Source organism: Hyphomonas sp. J20-32 (genome assembly GCF_055808555.1).
Genome location: NZ_CM147873.1, coordinates 2,434,237 through 2,448,151 on the forward strand (window position 1 = coordinate 2,434,237; position 13,915 = coordinate 2,448,151).

Below are 13,915 nucleotides of genomic sequence, written 5' to 3' on the forward strand. Positions count from 1 at the left end.
CTGTCCCGGCAACGGCACCCAATCCCTTCCTGAAAGCCCAGCATGCAAAACCTGACTCCCCGCGAAATCGTCGCCGAGCTCGATCGTCACATTGTTGGACAGACCGGCGCCAAACGCGCCGTGGCAATCGCCCTGCGCAACCGGTGGCGCCGTAAACAGGCGCCTGCCGCCCTGCGCGGAGAAATCACCCCTAAAAACATCCTGATGATCGGGCCGACAGGCGTAGGCAAGACAGAAGTATCGCGGCGACTCGCCAAGCTTGCCAATGCGCCTTTCCTGAAAGTCGAAGCGACCAAGTTCACCGAAGTCGGCTATGTCGGCCGTGACGTAGAACAGATTATTCGAGATCTTGTTGAAGCCGCGATCGGCATGATCCGCGAAAAGAAGCGCGCCGACGTGTCCCAGCAGGCCAAAGATGCCGCTGAAGAACGCCTGCTCGACGCGCTGGTTGGTGAAGACGCCCAGGCGTCGACGAGAGAGGCCTTTCGCCGAAAGCTGAGGTCCGGAGAACTGGACGACAAACCCGTGGACATCGACTTTTCGGATACCGGCAACCCGATGCAGATGCTCGACATACCGGGGCAGAGCGGGTCGATGGGCATGATCAACCTGTCAGATATCCTTGGCAAGGCCATGGGCGGGCGCAGCAAACGCGTCCGCACCACCGTTCAGGATGCCTATCGCCCGCTTCTGGAAGAAGAGGCCGATCGCCTGCTCGATGAAGATGCGATCGTTCGTGAAGCGGTCAGTTCGGTCGAAGAAGACGGTATCGTTTTCCTGGACGAGATCGACAAGGTTGCGGTCCGCAAGGGTCAGGGCGGCGGCGACGTCAGCCGCGAGGGCGTACAGCGCGATCTGTTGCCGCTCATCGAAGGTACGACCGTGTCGACGAAACGTGGCGCCGTGAAGACGGACCATATCCTCTTCATCGCTTCAGGCGCCTTCCATCTGTCCAAGCCATCCGATCTCCTGCCGGAGCTTCAGGGGCGCCTGCCGATTCGGGTCGAGCTCGATCCCTTGTCGCGCGATGACCTGCGCCGCATCCTCATTGAACCGGAAGCCAGCCTGATAAAGCAATATCAGGCACTCATGGCGGCAGAGAACGTTACCCTGGTCTTCGAAGACGCCGCGATCGACCGCCTGGCCGACCTCGCCGAGGCGGTGAACAAGTCGGTCGAGAATATCGGTGCACGCAGATTGCAGACAGTTCTTGAACGGCTGCTCGACGAGATCAGTTTCGACGCTCCGGATAAGTCCGGCGAAACGATAACCATAACTGAGGACTACGTGAACGAGCGCGTCGCCAGCCTGGCTGGCAATGCCGACCTCTCCAAATTCATTCTCTAGGCCGGGAATGTCAGTTTGCCGTCGCTCTGCGGACGGGCAAATGCTTCTTTCCCCAGTCGCGAAGCGTCATCATAGCCGGCGCCAGCTCCTGCCCTTTTTCCGTCAGGACATAATCGTATCGCTTTGGCGCGTCCGAATAAGCCTGCTTGGCGAGCACACCGGCCTCGACAAGCCGCTTCAGCCTGTCGGCTAGAATGTGCCGGGTCATGCCGCTCGACTCGGCAAACTGTTCGAAACGCGACAAGCCAAGAAAACAGTCGCGCAGGATAAGCAACGTCCAGCGGTCGCCCAAGACCGAAAGAGTCCTTGCGACCGGGCACCAATTATCTGAAAGTTCTGACCATTTCATACGTGACACGCCCGTCTGAAGTCCATTAAGTTCCGAAACGGTACTTAATCATGATTCGGGAGCAATGCATGACCAAGTCGTTCGAGTTCTTTTTCGACTATGTAAGTCCGACAGCCTATCTCGCCCTCCCCGTCGCGCAAGGCGTTGCTGAACGAACAGGCGCGACATTGGTCTATCGGCCCATGTTCCTTGGCGGCGTCATGCAGGCAACCGGAAACCGGCCGCCTGGCACGGTGCCGGCCAAAGGCGCTTACATGAACCGCGACATCCTTCGATGCGCCGAACACATTGGCTTGCCCTTTCACTTCAATCCCGCCTTTCCGATGAACACGCTCGGACTCGTCAGAGCGACGATCGGGCTGGAAGCCGACCCGGCGACGCAACTCAAGTTCATCGAAGCCTGTTTCCACGCGTGCTGGGGCCAACCGGAGACGCTGGATCCGTCCGACAAGGAGGCTGTTGCCACGATGTGTTCTGCGAACGGGTTCGACGCGGCCCAGATCGCGGCGCTGGCAGCGTCAGATGCTGCGAAAGACAAATTGCGTGCCAATACGGACGAGGCTGTTGCGCGCGGCGTCTTCGGCGCACCGAGCTTTCTGGTCGGAGACGAGCTTTTCTTCGGCCACGACCGGTTGGACTATGTCGAACGGATGGTGGCCTAGGCCTTGATACCAGCCGCCATGGCAAGACCGGCCAGCGGAACTTCAGGTCTTGGCCCGAAATGGCTGATCACTTCAGCAGCGGCGATATGGCCGAGACGCGCACATGTCGCGAGCGGCAGGCCTTTCGCGTATCCGAAAAGGAATCCGGCCGCGTATTGGTCACCTGCCCCGGTCGTATCGACGACCTTGTCGACAGGCTCGGCCGCGACTGCAATCGGCTCACCATCGCCGATGACGACAGATCCCTTCTCGCTTCTTGTAACAGCCGCAATCGCAGTATCGGCCTGCAAACGCGATATGGCTTCGTCGAAGTCCCTTGTTTGATAGAGCGACAAGAGTTCTTCCTCATTGGCAAACAGGATATCCACGTGCCCGCGAACTAGGTGAAGGAAGCTGTCGCGGTGACGATCGACGCAAAAACTGTCGGAAAGTGTCAATGCCACGAGTTGTTCTGACGCCTTGGCGACTTCAGATGCATGAATGAAGGCCGTCTTGGCGTCGTCCTTGTCGAACAGGTACCCTTCCAGATAGAGGATTTTACCCGCGCGCACGACGTCCTCGTCGACGTCAGCCTTTGAGAACAGTACTGACGCACCCAGGAACGTGTTCATGCTGCGCGCGCCATCCTCATTCACAAAGATGATGCTGCGCGCGGTTGCCGGGCCGGTGTCGAGGGGGTGCGTCGCAAACGGCACACCTGAGCTTGCCATCTCGGCGCGGAACTGGCGCCCCAGGTCGTCGTTTGCCGTCTTGCCTATGTAGGCCGCTGTGCCGCCGAAGCTGGCGATACCGGCAATGGTGTTCGCACCACTACCGCCTGATGTGATGATGGGATCTTTTGCGGCAGCCGTCAGCGCATGGGCGCGCGGCTCCTCAATCAAGTTCATTGCGTCTTTCTGGATGCCCCACTCTTCGAGGAATGCGTCATCTGCTCGCGACAGAACATCAACAATCGCATTGCCTAAGCCGACAACGTCAAAACGGGTGGAGGTCATGATTTCTTTGCCTTGAATTCCAAACCCGCCGATTGCCAGACAAGCCTGCTGGACGCAACCACGCGGCATGCTAAACGGCGACGATGAAAATTGCCTATCTCTCATCCAGCGTCACCTTGCCCGGTTCTTCGGCGCGTCGCAGCGACGCGTTCGAGCACGACCACATGATGGCCGCGCTGGTCCCGGCCTTCACAGCGCTTGGCATGACCGTTCTCGACCTGGCCTGGGACGATCCAGACGTTGACTGGTCGACATTCGACGCCGCGATCATCGGAACGACCTGGGACTACTGGGACCGGATCGACGAATTCCTGGCCACCCTGGAGCGCATCGGCAAGCTCACAAAATTGTTCAACAATGCCGAACTCGTGCGCTGGAACAGCCGCAAGACGTACCTCAGGGAGATGGAGGCCAAAGGCGCCGAACTGATTCCGACGCTCTGGCTTGACGTGGTGACGCCAGGCCTCGCTACGTCGGCCTTTGACCAACTCGGAAGCGATGACCTCGTGTTCAAACGGCAGATCGGTGCAGGCGCAAAAGACCAGTACCGCTTGAGGCGCGGCGACCCGATCCCAGACATGCCGCACGCCATGATGGTCCAGCCGTTCCTGAAGATGATTCAGGACGAGGGCGAGATGAGTTACATCTTTGTCGATGGCGCATTCAGCCATGCTCTGGTGAAACGCGCGGCAGCGGGTGACTATCGCATTCAGTCGACCTATGGCGGCACCGAGCAAGCCATCTCGCCATCTGCTGAAGATCTTGCGGCAGCCACGGCGATAATCGCGACGCTTGACGGCGCTCCTCTCTACGGCCGGGTCGATATGCTGAGAGGCCCCGGCGGGCGCTTGTTGCTTATGGAGCTGGAGCTTATCGAGCCTTACCTCTACCCCCTCGAGGGACCCGAACTCGGAACAAAAATGGCATCAGCCGTTGCGCGACGTCTGAAATCGGGTTCATAGGGGATTGACTGGCGGGCTTTAAAGAACGCTCAAGCGCATATCAGTGCACCACCTGCGTCCGAGGACACACTGAGCAATGATAAGAACCGCACTCTCCGCAGCCGCTGCAATGGGTCTAGTTGGAACCGCTCAAGCGCAGGCACAAAGCGATGACGGCGTCTATTTTGCCTTTCGCGGCTATGGCGCCATCCATGACCAGAACAATCTCCATTTTTCCGCCAGCCGTGAATTCGGCGTTGCTGCAGGCTACCGTTTCTCGAAGGTGTGGCGTGTTGAGGGTGAATATTCCAGACGCTGGGCAAAAATAACCGGATTGAACGGAGCCTTGACCACGCGTGGCGACTTCGACTCGCATGCGTTGGGGCTCCACCTGTTCCGGGATTTCCGAACTGGAAAAAAGCTGCGTCCTTTCGTCGGCATCGGTGTCGGAGGGGGTATTCTTGACTTTGATTTCAAAGGCCCGGCCGATATCAATCCGGACTTCATCGTCATCGGCAACGATACGAACATCAGCACCTATGGGAACGTATTTGCCGGCTCGAGCTACCACATCAATTCGAAATTGAGAGTCGGCCTTGGTTTCGAATACTTTTCGTTCTCGGACCAAGCTGTCGAGTCCAACATAGGGGACATTGACGGCATCAACCGCAGCTACAACTTCTTCGCTTCAATACGCTGGCGACCGGATTTCTAGCGTGGGCCTGTGTTATCCGCCGAACCCATAAACGAGAGCGACTTTCAGGGCCGTGTCGGTATCCTCAAAGGCGTCTGCGGGATTCGTATCGTATCGGACGTTGAACGATACGCGGGCTGAAACAGCAGCCGAAACAGACGCTGTCAAGGCGACCATGTTCTCGATTTGCGTCGATGTTTCACCGTACAGCACGTCCGTGTCATTGGTGAGTTTCACGTTGTCATTGAACTTGTAACCAAACGCAGACCGGGCAATTGCGCCAAACGACGTAACTGTTTCTGCTGGGATGATCAGAGCTGCCCCCAAAGAATCCCTGGTGATGATGCGCTTTACCTCGTCGACCTTGACGCCGGGGCCACCTCGCACGGTCCATTTAGCCTGTTCGCCATCGTATATGTGATAGCCAAGTCCACCACCCACGAATGAACGGCTATCGAAACCTGTGAATTGGTCGACCTCATAGGACGCCCGGCCAAACGCAAACAGCTTGTCATTGAGCAGACGATCCACATCTCCCGAGAAGAAGTACCGGTTTCGGCTCTCGACACCATCCTGTTCGCCGTATTCACCGTCAGCCACGAATTCGTAAGTCCACACGCCCTTCTCGCGCGCGACATCAATGCCAAGCCCCAAATCAGTAGTATCGGTATTCCCTGTCGTAGAACCGGCACTGAATGCGGCCTCGCCACTCCAGCCATTGTTTTCCTGAGCGACGGCTGTCTGACCAGCAAGCATGGCAACGCTGGCAAGCGAAACAACAAGCGATGAGTGATTGAATTTTGACATGACGTGACTCCTGCATTTTGGAGCCCCGTTTCGCGGCATTTCGTGACCAAGGCGTTATTGAATTGTGGCCAGCTGGAGGCAGCCGAGCCGGCTGGCAGAAATGTCACATTCCCGTTTTGCGCGGCGATGCTTTCCCGCGCGGTCCCAATTTCGAGACGGTTGAAGGATCCGGTGTCTTCGGTGTGAATTTGCACAGGTGCGTAATCGCGCAATGCCAACATTCCGGCGTCTGCGCCTTGCAGACATACCGGCCGTGCAGGATCAGCCAGTGATGGGCGCCATGCTTGAATTGTTTCGGTGTCGTTCGCTCAAGGCCCCTTTCAACCTCATCAGGAGTCTTTCCGGGCGCGAGGCCCGTTCGATTCGAAACGCGAAACACGTGCGTGTCCACGGCAATCGTGGGCACGCCGAACGCCTCGTTGAGTACGACATTCGCCGTTTTCCGACCGACGCCTGGCAATTGCTGCAATTCGTCCAGCGTGTTGGGCACGACGCCGTCGAACTTGTCGAGCAACATCTGGCTCAGGGCGATGACGTTCTTGGCCTTGTTGCGCCACAAGCCAATCGTCCGGATGTGTTCGGCAACGCCTTCTTCGCCCAAAGCCAGCATTTTCTCTGGCGTATCGGCGACAGCGAACAATTTCGCCGTCGCCTTGTTGACGCCCACATCTGTTGCTTGCGCCGACAGCGCGACAGCAACGACGAGCGTGAACGGGCTTGTGAAATTCAGCTCCGTCTGCGGGTCGGGTCTGTCCTTCGCCAGCGCTTCATAGAGTTCTGTTGCGCGCTCCAGGCCGAATGTCCTGGGAGCTCGCCTTTTCTTGCGAGACGATACGAGGGGTTTCTCAGCAGGCATGGTGGACGTGTTTAAGTCGCACTTTGCACTGCGCAAGGTCGAGAATACTATTCTTGCATGAACCAAATCGATGAAGTCATCTACTTTGATGCCGTGCTGACCCCGAACCGGTCACTCAGCCCGAGAGGGTTTGCAGTATTGATGGCGGTCGTCGGTGCTGCCAGCTTTGCGTGCGGCAATGCCTTTCTGTCCATGGGCGCCTTCCCGGTCGTCGGGTTCTTCGGTCTCGATGCACTGGCAATCTATGTTGCGTTCCGGTGGTCGTTCCGGCGCCAGCGGGAACAGACGCGCGTTACGATTACTGGCAAAACAATGCAGTTGCGCCATTGCGCTGCAGACGGGTCGGAGAAGCGCGTCGAATTGCCATCGGCCTTCACGCGGGTGGAACTTGATGAACCTTTGAGCGCCTCAAGCTGGCTGCGAATCGAACACGGTCGAACGGCCTATGTTATCGGCCGGTTCCTCACGGTGCCTGAACGCAAATCCCTGTCGATCGCGATCCGCGCGGCTCTCCGCAATGCCCGCGCTGAGCGCAATCCAGCCTGAAACATGGTTATCAAAAATAAATGACGCATGCGTCATGGTTTTTTCGTTCCGGCCATGGTATCTTGATCACGTAATCAAGCTTGGGGCCCCATAGGGGGACGCACCGGAGGAAGAAACATGGCTGCCGATACAGCACAGACCTTTGACCATCCTGCATTAGAACGTCCGAAAGTGTCGGAACGCGAACCACTTCACCCCGGATACCTCCGGGTAGGCGAAGAGGTGCCGCCTGCGTCGTCTCTCGACATCGAGACATTCGACTTTGTCGACCCAGAAATCTGGCGCCAGGGCAAATACTGGGACCGTCTGGAACGCCTACGGAATGAAGATCCGCTTCATTTCACCCCGGACAGCTTTGTTGGCCCTTACTGGTCGGTCACACGTTATGAAGACATCATGGCCATCGATGTCGACCACAAGCGCTTCTCATCCAGCTGGGAGCATGGCGGCATCACGCTGGGCGAGCCACTCGAAGATTTCGAGATGCCGATGTTCATCGCCATGGACGAACCGCGCCATGCCGAGCAGCGCCGCACGGTTCAGCCTGCCGTTGCCCCGAACATGCTCAAGGAATACGAACCGCTGATCCGCAAACGCACCCAGGACCTTCTGGATTCCGTGCCGGTCGGCGAGCCCTTCGACTGGGTCGACAAAGTGTCGATCGAACTGACAACGATGATGCTGGCGACCCTGTTCGACTATCCATTCGAACGTCGGCGAGACCTGACCCGCTGGTCTGATGTCTCCACGAACATGAACAACCCTGACATCTGCCCGGGCGGCGAAGTTCAGTGGAAACAAGAAATGATGGAATGTCTCACGACTTTCATGGGCCTGTTCCAGGAACGTCAGGCATCCCCCGAAAAGAACGATCTCCTCAGCTTGCTGGCCCATGGCGAGAAGACCCGCAACATGACGCCTATGGAACTGCTGGGTAACGTGATCCTTTTGATCGTCGGTGGCAACGACACGACGCGCAATTCGATGACGGGTTCAGTTTACGCGCTCAACAAGTTCCCTGCGGAGTACGAAAAGCTGAAAGCCGATCCATCGCTCATCCCTAACATGGTGTCCGAAACGATCCGCTGGCAGACCCCGCTCGCCTTCATGCGCCGCACGGCGCTGGAAGATGTGGAAATGCACGGCAAGACCATCAAGAAAGGCGACCAGATCGCCATGTGGTATGTCTCCGGCAACCGGGACGAAAGGTTCTGGGACCGTCCGAACGATTTCATCATTGATCGGGAAAATGCCCGTCGGCACATTTCGTTCGGCTTCGGTATTCACCGCTGCGTCGGCAACCGTCTGGGCGAACTCCAGCTCCAGATCCTGTGGCAGGAAATCATGGCGCGATTCAGCCATATCGAAGTGCTCGACGAGCCGTCCCTGACAGCTGGTGCCTTCGTCAAGGGATACACTTGGATGCCGGTGATTTGCCATCCGAAATAAGCGTGTTGGCTGACGCCGCGCAAAGCCTGATAAGCCTCTCATCAGATCCTGATGGGAGGCTTTTTTCATGGATGTTTCAACTGCCGTGGCGCAACGTATTTCGACGCGCGCCTTCAAGCCAGACGCTCTTTCCGAGGCCGACATCCGCGCCTGGCTGACTGCGGCGCAGCGCGCGCCTTCGGGTGGGAATACCCAACCGTGGCGAGTGATCGTGGTCTCGGGAGCGGCGAAAGACGAGGTAATCGGCAAGGCGGCGGGTGTCCTGAAGGACAGCCCGGCGGGACAGCCGACGGACCGGCCAATCTATCCGAAAGACCTGTGGGAGCCGCATGAAGCCCGGCGCCGGCGTGTCGGAGAGATGATGTACGATGTGCTGGATATCCCCAAGTCGGACCGCACCGCGCGTATCGCGTGGTTTGCCAACAATTTCCGCGTCTTTGGCGCGCCCGTTGCCGTATTCATTGTTATCGACGAGCGGATGGGCCATGGCCAGTGGGGCCATACGGGCATGTATCTGCAGACGCTGGCCCTGCTCGCAGAGGAGCGCGGATGGGGGACATGCATGCAGGAATGCTGGGGAATTCTCCGTCCGATGCTGAAAGAGCATTTCGGTCTCGGCGAAAGTGAAATGGTCTGGTGCGGCATGGCCGTTGGCATCCCGGATGCCGATCATCCGGTCAATTCCCTGCGCGCTGAGCGGGCCGATATAGACGAAATTGCGGAATTCAAAGGGTTCTGACCGGGCGCCCGAAGAGGGGGCGAAGGCGGTGGCTATGGGGTGGTGCGAGTGTGGCTGGGCACATTGAATCCCATTTCCGGCCCATTCCTGCCGCATCGACATGATCCCCTGACAAGATGATCACACGACGCGCCACGCTTTCCGGCCTTGTGGCCCTGCCCCTCGTTCCGAGTGTCCTTGGCGAGCGCCTGATCCCCTGGGAGACCCGTCTCATCGTCGCGGCGCGTAGCCAGATCGGCATAACGCGCACTTACGACCCGGCCTACGTCAGCCTCGACTATCCGAACGGCGACGTGCCCCGCGAACGCGGCGTATGCACCGATGTTGTTGTCAGGGCATACCGCGACGCGTTCGCCTTCGACCTGCAATCAGCCGTTCACGACGATATGGCAGCGGAGTTCAGCCTGTATCCAAGGATATGGGGGCTGACTCGACCAGACAGGAACATTGACCATCGCCGCGTGCCCAATCTCGAAACCTACTTCCGCCGGCATGGGACAGAGCTAGCGGTTCCCGCAGCAATCGAGGGCTGGCAAGCCGGCGACATCTACACGATGCGGCTCGACGGGCGATTGCCGCATGTCGGAATTGTCTCGGACAAGGTGACGCCGAAGGGGCACCGCTACGTGATTCACAATATCGGCGCAGGAACGGCTGAAGACGACATCCTCGGTCTATTCGACGAAGAGCGCCGCTTCAGGTTCAAACCTCCAATCGAGCAATGACTATTCCTCGTCGTCCCAATCGGACATGGGCCGTTCAGGCTCGCGCGGCGATGCGGCGAGTTGAATCACGGCTGCCTTGACGCTTGCGCGGTCAAAGTCATCCTCGTCGTCAGCGGCCCGCGGACGCGGCTTCAGGTAGGCGAAGACGCTGACAGCGCTATCGTCCGTATCCTCGTCGTCATCCTGCGATTCAGCGACTGAGAGCGCGTCTTCCCCAACATCTGATCGAACGTCTTCGACGACCACTTCAGGCGCAACTTCAACTTCCGCCACAGCCTCGTCTTCCGATTCCATATAATCCGTTACGAAGGCATCGACGGTTTCGACATCTGGGGCATCCTGGATCAGAACGTCTTCCTCATTGAGGGCTTCTTCGTCAGGCATCTGAAAGCCCGTTGGAATCACGTCCGAAAGCAGGCCCTCGGCCTCAAGATCGGCTTTGCCCGGCAGGGTATCGAGGCTTTCGAGACCGAAATGCTCGAGGAAAGCGTCTGTCGTGCCGTAGGTCATAGGCTGGCCCGGCGTTTTGCGGCGACCCTTGATCTTCACCCAGCCGGCTTCCATCAGCGTGTCGATAGTCGTCTTGGCAACGGCCACGCCACGGACGGCCTCGATTTCGGCGCGCGTCACAGGCTGGCCATAGGCGATGATGGCGAGCGTTTCGAGTGCGGCTTGTCCGAGCTTTTTCTGCACCTGGCGTTCTTCCACGAACAGGTAGGTAAGGTCGGTAGCGGTCTGAAACCGCCATTTATTGGCCACTTCAACCAGGTTCACACCGCGATTGGCATACATCGCGCGCAGCGCCATCAGAACTTCGCCCGACTCGACGCCATGCGGCAGGATTTCAGCAATCTGCTCGGCTGATAGAGGCTCGCCCGCAGCGAACAACACCGCTTCAGCGCGACGGATGCCTTCTGACAGGGCTTCTTCTACGCCACCTGCAAGTTCTGCTTCCGACCGCCTGTAGGCGAAGGACAACTGGGCCAAGGGGTCCCGCGTCTCTTCTGGTAAATCTTCCATCGTTTCAAACTTCTCAAGCGGTTGCATCCCTGCCCTCCCCGGGGTTGGTTCCTGCATTACGTAGGTAAAGTGGCGCAAAGTGGGCGTCCTGGCGCACATCGACTTCGCCGTCGCGGGCGAGTTCGAGTGCCGCCGCAAACACACTGGCGGTGACGGATCGTGGTGGCAACATCGGATCGACATCGGTCATGCTCGTCCGGATTTCATCCAGGGTCGACCAATGTTCGAGTTGCGCCCGAAGCGTCCTGAGCGTCGTACGCGCGAGCTCCAGCGGCAGGACCAGTTGCTGCTCGATCCTGTGCGGCGCCTCCTGTTCCTTACGGTCACGGATCGTGCCGAACGCCTGGGTCAGATCGTAGAGGGACGCCTTGAATTCAGTATGTTTTACGACGCGCGGTTGCTCGGGGCGCCCCCGTAGGAAGATCACATTGTTCAGGATTGGACCCGCTTCAAGTTCCTGCACTGCTGTACGCATGGCGTCGAGACGCTTCAGGCGGAACGCCAGCCGTTCAGCCATTTCTTCGCCGGATGGCTCGTCTTCGTCGAGCTTTTCCGGTTTCGGCAACAGCAGGCGCGATTTCATGAACGCCAGCCATGACGCCATCAGAAGATAATCAGCGGCGAGATCCATTCGCTTGGATTTCGCATCTTCAATAAACTCAAGGTACTGGATGGCCAAGTCTAGGATCGACAGGTGAAGCAGGTCCACCTTCTGGCGTCTGGCCAGTTCCAGCAACAGATGGAGTGGACCTTCATAGCCTTCGACATCCACACGGAAGATATCGCCCGCTTCAGCGTCTTGCGCGTCGGCCGACAGCGCATCAATGGAAATGGCGTCAATGCTCATGCCATCGCCTTGAATTCAGGAAAAAGTTCGTGGAAACGTGCCCAGCCGGCCTGACCATCAAATGGCATTTCTGCAGTCGAAAGCGCCTCAGCCCGTTCAGCGCGCGCCAGGGCCTTCCCGGCCAACACTGGCGTGGCTTCAGCGACTTCGGTCATTTCGGCGAGAATGGCATCCGCTTCTTTCAGGAATCCTGAACAGTGCAGCAGCACGTCACAGCCGGCCGCAATCGCACCGTCTGCTCGCGTGGTCAGGCTGCCGCCCAGAGCTTTCATCCCCAGATCATCCGTCATCAGCAGGCCATCAAACCCGATTCGCTCGCGAATGATGCCCTGTACAAGCTTTTGTGACAGGGTGGCGGCGACGCCCGGATCGATTGCGTCGTAGGCAATATGAGCGGTCATCGCCATGGGGGCATCGGCGAGGCGTGCGAACGCGTCAAAATCCTTGGCGAGTTCATTGTCGCCTGCTGTGACGCGCGGCAGCTCAAGATGGCTATCGGACATTGAGCGACCATGCCCCGGAATGTGCTTCACAACGCCCGCCACGCCGCCGTCGGCCAGCCCCTTCAGCGCTGCGCGGGCAAGATCTGCGACTTGTACCGGCTCAGTCCCGAAAGCACGGTCACCTATGACATCATGTGCGCCAGGAACAGGCAGGTCGACGACGGGAGCGCAGTCCGCGTGGATCGACATGGCAGCAAGTTCGGCCGCAATCAGGCGGTGGCCGAGCCAAGCCGCCTCCAGTCCACGTTCCCTGTCTGACTGGTAGATCAATGCATAATCCTGTCCGCGCGGAAAAAGCGGCCATTCCGGCGCTTTCAAGCGGGCTACGCGGCCGCCTTCCTGATCAATGAAGATCAGAGTGGATCGGCCTGTTGCATCCCAGATATCAGCGACAAGTTCACGTATCTGGGCTTTCGAAACGCAAGAACGGCCCATGAGGATTACGCCCCACGGATCGTGCGCGGAAAACAGGGCCCGCTCACCCGGAGTCAGTCTCGGACCCGAGACGCTGAGGATGCACGCTTTCGTCACTATCCAGTCACCACTATGCAGTTTTCACCCGCAGACTTCAGCGTCGTGCAGAAGGCCGTCGCCTCCGATCTTTCGGCAAAGGCGCCAACGCGCAAGCGGTAAAACACACCTTTGGCACCCAGATCAGCCCGCTGTATATGTTTCGCTGCCCCTTGATAGATATCTGGGCGGGAGCCGGACGCCTTGCGCCAAGCCGCCTCGGCCGCTTCTTCGGAGCGAAAGGCTGCGATCTGTACGAGATAGGCGCCATTATCGCTGAATTCGAACTCGGAACCGGCTTGCGAGGTCACCATGGGCCCAGCAGCCATTGGCATGGGCACCGGATTGATCGAAGCGACCTCGACATCATCATCTGAATCGGTAGGGCGCTCGTCGAGATTTGCGAGGGCACGTACCTGGTCTGCGACGACATTTGGCATGCCGTTTTCAGGATCCGTTTCATTTGCCGCGCCTGATTCGATGCCCGGACGCAGCTCGATCGGCGGCCCGCCCTGCAAGAATTCGGTGCTGCGTGCGTCTTCAAAGTCGGCAATGCCCATGTCTTCGGACGCAGGCCGGTCTGACGCATCCATCTGATCGTAAAAGCGCTTGTCAGTGTCTGGCACCGCAATGCCCCCGCGATCTTCGGGCGTACGCTTGTAGGGCTGCGCATCCGCAATGACGCTGGGGATTCCGGCGCCGCTGGAGCGCACGCCCTGACGGTAAGTGTTCCAAACGACCGCGCCAAAAACCAGCAGCACGCCGATGGCGAGCGCCAGAATCAGTGGGCCGCGGGCAGTTTCATCGTCGCGGATCTCGAATCCCCGGTAGTCATCGTCAAAAGGCGCATAATTGCCCCCCTCGCTTCGCGATCTGCCCATGGAATACATCCTTCAGTCTTGTTCTATGAGGTTAATATTAGGGG

The 13,915-nt window shown here is 58.6% G+C and carries 16 protein-coding genes; 8 read left to right on the top strand and 8 right to left on the bottom strand.

Going from position 1 to position 13,915, the window contains the following annotated elements; all coding sequences use genetic code 11:
* The first annotated feature begins 42 nt into the window (after positions 1 to 42).
* On the top strand, positions 43 to 1,347 hold the full coding sequence (gene hslU / locus AC0L7I_RS11825) for an ATP-dependent protease ATPase subunit HslU (protein WP_473396626.1): 1,305 nt from the start codon (positions 43 to 45) through the stop codon (positions 1,345 to 1,347).
* Between the two features lie 10 nt (positions 1,348 to 1,357).
* On the opposite strand, the gene AC0L7I_RS11830 is transcribed toward hslU, so the two are convergent.
* Entirely contained in the window at positions 1,358 to 1,696 is a 339-nt protein-coding gene (locus tag AC0L7I_RS11830; RefSeq protein WP_473396627.1) for a winged helix-turn-helix transcriptional regulator, read from the bottom strand.
* 68 nt (positions 1,697 to 1,764) lie between these two features.
* On the opposite strand from AC0L7I_RS11830, the gene AC0L7I_RS11835 reads away from it, so the two are divergent.
* Positions 1,765 to 2,358 (top strand): 2-hydroxychromene-2-carboxylate isomerase, encoded by a 594-nt coding sequence (locus tag AC0L7I_RS11835; RefSeq protein ID WP_473396628.1) that lies wholly within the window; start codon positions 1,765 to 1,767, stop codon positions 2,356 to 2,358.
* Here AC0L7I_RS11835 and AC0L7I_RS11840 read toward each other — a convergent pair.
* Positions 2,355 to 3,353 (bottom strand): adenosine kinase, encoded by a 999-nt coding sequence (locus tag AC0L7I_RS11840; RefSeq protein ID WP_473396629.1) that lies wholly within the window; start codon positions 3,351 to 3,353, stop codon positions 2,355 to 2,357. The two genes, AC0L7I_RS11835 and AC0L7I_RS11840, sit on opposite strands and share 4 nt — an antisense overlap.
* Before the next feature lie 83 nt (positions 3,354 to 3,436).
* On the opposite strand from AC0L7I_RS11840, the gene AC0L7I_RS11845 reads away from it, so the two are divergent.
* Positions 3,437 to 4,315: an ATP-grasp domain-containing protein gene (locus AC0L7I_RS11845; RefSeq protein ID WP_473396630.1), complete on the top strand. Its 879-nt coding sequence runs from the start codon at positions 3,437 to 3,439 to the stop codon at positions 4,313 to 4,315.
* Between the two features lie 76 nt (positions 4,316 to 4,391).
* Complete coding sequence (locus AC0L7I_RS11850) at positions 4,392 to 5,009, top strand: outer membrane beta-barrel protein (RefSeq protein WP_473396631.1); 618 nt, start codon at positions 4,392 to 4,394, stop codon at positions 5,007 to 5,009.
* Between the two features lie 12 nt (positions 5,010 to 5,021).
* On the opposite strand, the gene AC0L7I_RS11855 is transcribed toward AC0L7I_RS11850, so the two are convergent.
* Both AC0L7I_RS11855 and nth read right to left on the bottom strand, forming a co-directional pair.
* Entirely contained in the window at positions 5,022 to 5,795 is a 774-nt protein-coding gene (locus tag AC0L7I_RS11855) for a DUF481 domain-containing protein (protein ID WP_473396632.1), read from the bottom strand.
* A 103-nt stretch (positions 5,796 to 5,898) separates the two neighbouring features.
* Positions 5,899 to 6,651, bottom strand: a complete 753-nt coding sequence (gene nth, locus AC0L7I_RS11860) for an endonuclease III (protein ID WP_473396633.1) — start codon at positions 6,649 to 6,651, stop codon at positions 5,899 to 5,901.
* A 57-nt stretch (positions 6,652 to 6,708) separates the two neighbouring features.
* Here nth and AC0L7I_RS11865 point away from each other — a divergent pair, with 57 nt between their 5' ends.
* The 4 genes from AC0L7I_RS11865 (at position 6,709) to AC0L7I_RS11880 (ending at position 10,110) form a co-directional block, all read left to right on the top strand.
* Positions 6,709 to 7,197: a DUF2244 domain-containing protein gene (locus tag AC0L7I_RS11865; RefSeq protein WP_473396634.1), complete on the top strand. Its 489-nt coding sequence runs from the start codon at positions 6,709 to 6,711 to the stop codon at positions 7,195 to 7,197.
* A gap of 117 nt (positions 7,198 to 7,314) precedes the next feature.
* On the top strand, positions 7,315 to 8,646 hold the full coding sequence (locus AC0L7I_RS11870) for a cytochrome P450 (protein ID WP_473396635.1): 1,332 nt from the start codon (positions 7,315 to 7,317) through the stop codon (positions 8,644 to 8,646).
* 67 nt (positions 8,647 to 8,713) lie between these two features.
* Positions 8,714 to 9,385 carry a nitroreductase gene (locus tag AC0L7I_RS11875; RefSeq protein WP_473396636.1) on the top strand — a complete coding sequence of 224 codons (672 nt, stop codon included), beginning with the start codon at positions 8,714 to 8,716 and terminating at the stop codon, positions 9,383 to 9,385.
* A 116-nt stretch (positions 9,386 to 9,501) separates the two neighbouring features.
* Positions 9,502 to 10,110: a DUF1287 domain-containing protein gene (locus AC0L7I_RS11880; RefSeq protein WP_473396637.1), complete on the top strand. Its 609-nt coding sequence runs from the start codon at positions 9,502 to 9,504 to the stop codon at positions 10,108 to 10,110.
* Here the strand turns inward: AC0L7I_RS11880 and scpB are convergent, their stop codons facing one another.
* Genes scpB through AC0L7I_RS11900 form a run of 4 tightly spaced genes read right to left on the bottom strand, consistent with a single transcriptional unit; the run spans position 10,111 to position 13,871 of the window.
* Positions 10,111 to 11,157, bottom strand: coding sequence for an SMC-Scp complex subunit ScpB (gene scpB / locus AC0L7I_RS11885; protein ID WP_473396638.1), 1,047 nt, complete (start codon positions 11,155 to 11,157; stop codon positions 10,111 to 10,113).
* Positions 11,144 to 11,977, bottom strand: coding sequence for a segregation and condensation protein A (locus AC0L7I_RS11890; RefSeq protein ID WP_473396639.1), 834 nt, complete (start codon positions 11,975 to 11,977; stop codon positions 11,144 to 11,146). The genes scpB and AC0L7I_RS11890 overlap by 14 nt, the downstream gene beginning before the upstream one ends.
* Positions 11,974 to 13,014: a beta-N-acetylhexosaminidase gene (gene nagZ / locus AC0L7I_RS11895; RefSeq protein ID WP_473399153.1), complete on the bottom strand. Its 1,041-nt coding sequence runs from the start codon at positions 13,012 to 13,014 to the stop codon at positions 11,974 to 11,976. Before nagZ ends, AC0L7I_RS11890 begins: the two co-directional genes overlap by 4 nt.
* The gene (locus AC0L7I_RS11900; protein WP_473396640.1) at positions 13,011 to 13,871 is read right to left on the bottom strand and encodes an SPOR domain-containing protein; all 861 of its coding nucleotides are present in this window, start codon (positions 13,869 to 13,871) and stop codon (positions 13,011 to 13,013) included. The genes nagZ and AC0L7I_RS11900 overlap by 4 nt, the downstream gene beginning before the upstream one ends.
* Positions 13,872 to 13,915 lie beyond the last annotated feature (44 nt).

What these genes read in the sequence shown, in the direction of transcription:
- AC0L7I_RS11855 (WP_473396632.1), bottom strand. Translation starts at nt 5,795, where the DNA reads ATGTCAAAATTCAATCACTCATCGCTTGTTGTTTCGCTTGCCAGCGTT.
- AC0L7I_RS11870 (WP_473396635.1), top strand. Translation starts at nt 7,315, where the DNA reads ATGGCTGCCGATACAGCACAGACCTTTGACCATCCTGCATTAGAACGT.
- nth (WP_473396633.1), bottom strand. Translation starts at nt 6,651, where the DNA reads ATGCCTGCTGAGAAACCCCTCGTATCGTCTCGCAAGAAAAGGCGAGCT.
- AC0L7I_RS11890 (WP_473396639.1), bottom strand. Translation starts at nt 11,977, where the DNA reads ATGAGCATTGACGCCATTTCCATTGATGCGCTGTCGGCCGACGCGCAA.
- AC0L7I_RS11880 (WP_473396637.1), top strand. Translation starts at nt 9,502, where the DNA reads ATGATCACACGACGCGCCACGCTTTCCGGCCTTGTGGCCCTGCCCCTC.
- AC0L7I_RS11835 (WP_473396628.1), top strand. Translation starts at nt 1,765, where the DNA reads ATGACCAAGTCGTTCGAGTTCTTTTTCGACTATGTAAGTCCGACAGCC.
- AC0L7I_RS11900 (WP_473396640.1), bottom strand. Translation starts at nt 13,871, where the DNA reads ATGGGCAGATCGCGAAGCGAGGGGGGCAATTATGCGCCTTTTGACGAT.
- hslU (WP_473396626.1), top strand. Translation starts at nt 43, where the DNA reads ATGCAAAACCTGACTCCCCGCGAAATCGTCGCCGAGCTCGATCGTCAC.
- AC0L7I_RS11840 (WP_473396629.1), bottom strand. Translation starts at nt 3,353, where the DNA reads ATGACCTCCACCCGTTTTGACGTTGTCGGCTTAGGCAATGCGATTGTT.
- AC0L7I_RS11830 (WP_473396627.1), bottom strand. Translation starts at nt 1,696, where the DNA reads ATGAAATGGTCAGAACTTTCAGATAATTGGTGCCCGGTCGCAAGGACT.
- AC0L7I_RS11875 (WP_473396636.1), top strand. Translation starts at nt 8,714, where the DNA reads ATGGATGTTTCAACTGCCGTGGCGCAACGTATTTCGACGCGCGCCTTC.
- AC0L7I_RS11845 (WP_473396630.1), top strand. Translation starts at nt 3,437, where the DNA reads ATGAAAATTGCCTATCTCTCATCCAGCGTCACCTTGCCCGGTTCTTCG.
- AC0L7I_RS11865 (WP_473396634.1), top strand. Translation starts at nt 6,709, where the DNA reads ATGAACCAAATCGATGAAGTCATCTACTTTGATGCCGTGCTGACCCCG.
- scpB (WP_473396638.1), bottom strand. Translation starts at nt 11,157, where the DNA reads ATGCAACCGCTTGAGAAGTTTGAAACGATGGAAGATTTACCAGAAGAG.
- AC0L7I_RS11850 (WP_473396631.1), top strand. Translation starts at nt 4,392, where the DNA reads ATGATAAGAACCGCACTCTCCGCAGCCGCTGCAATGGGTCTAGTTGGA.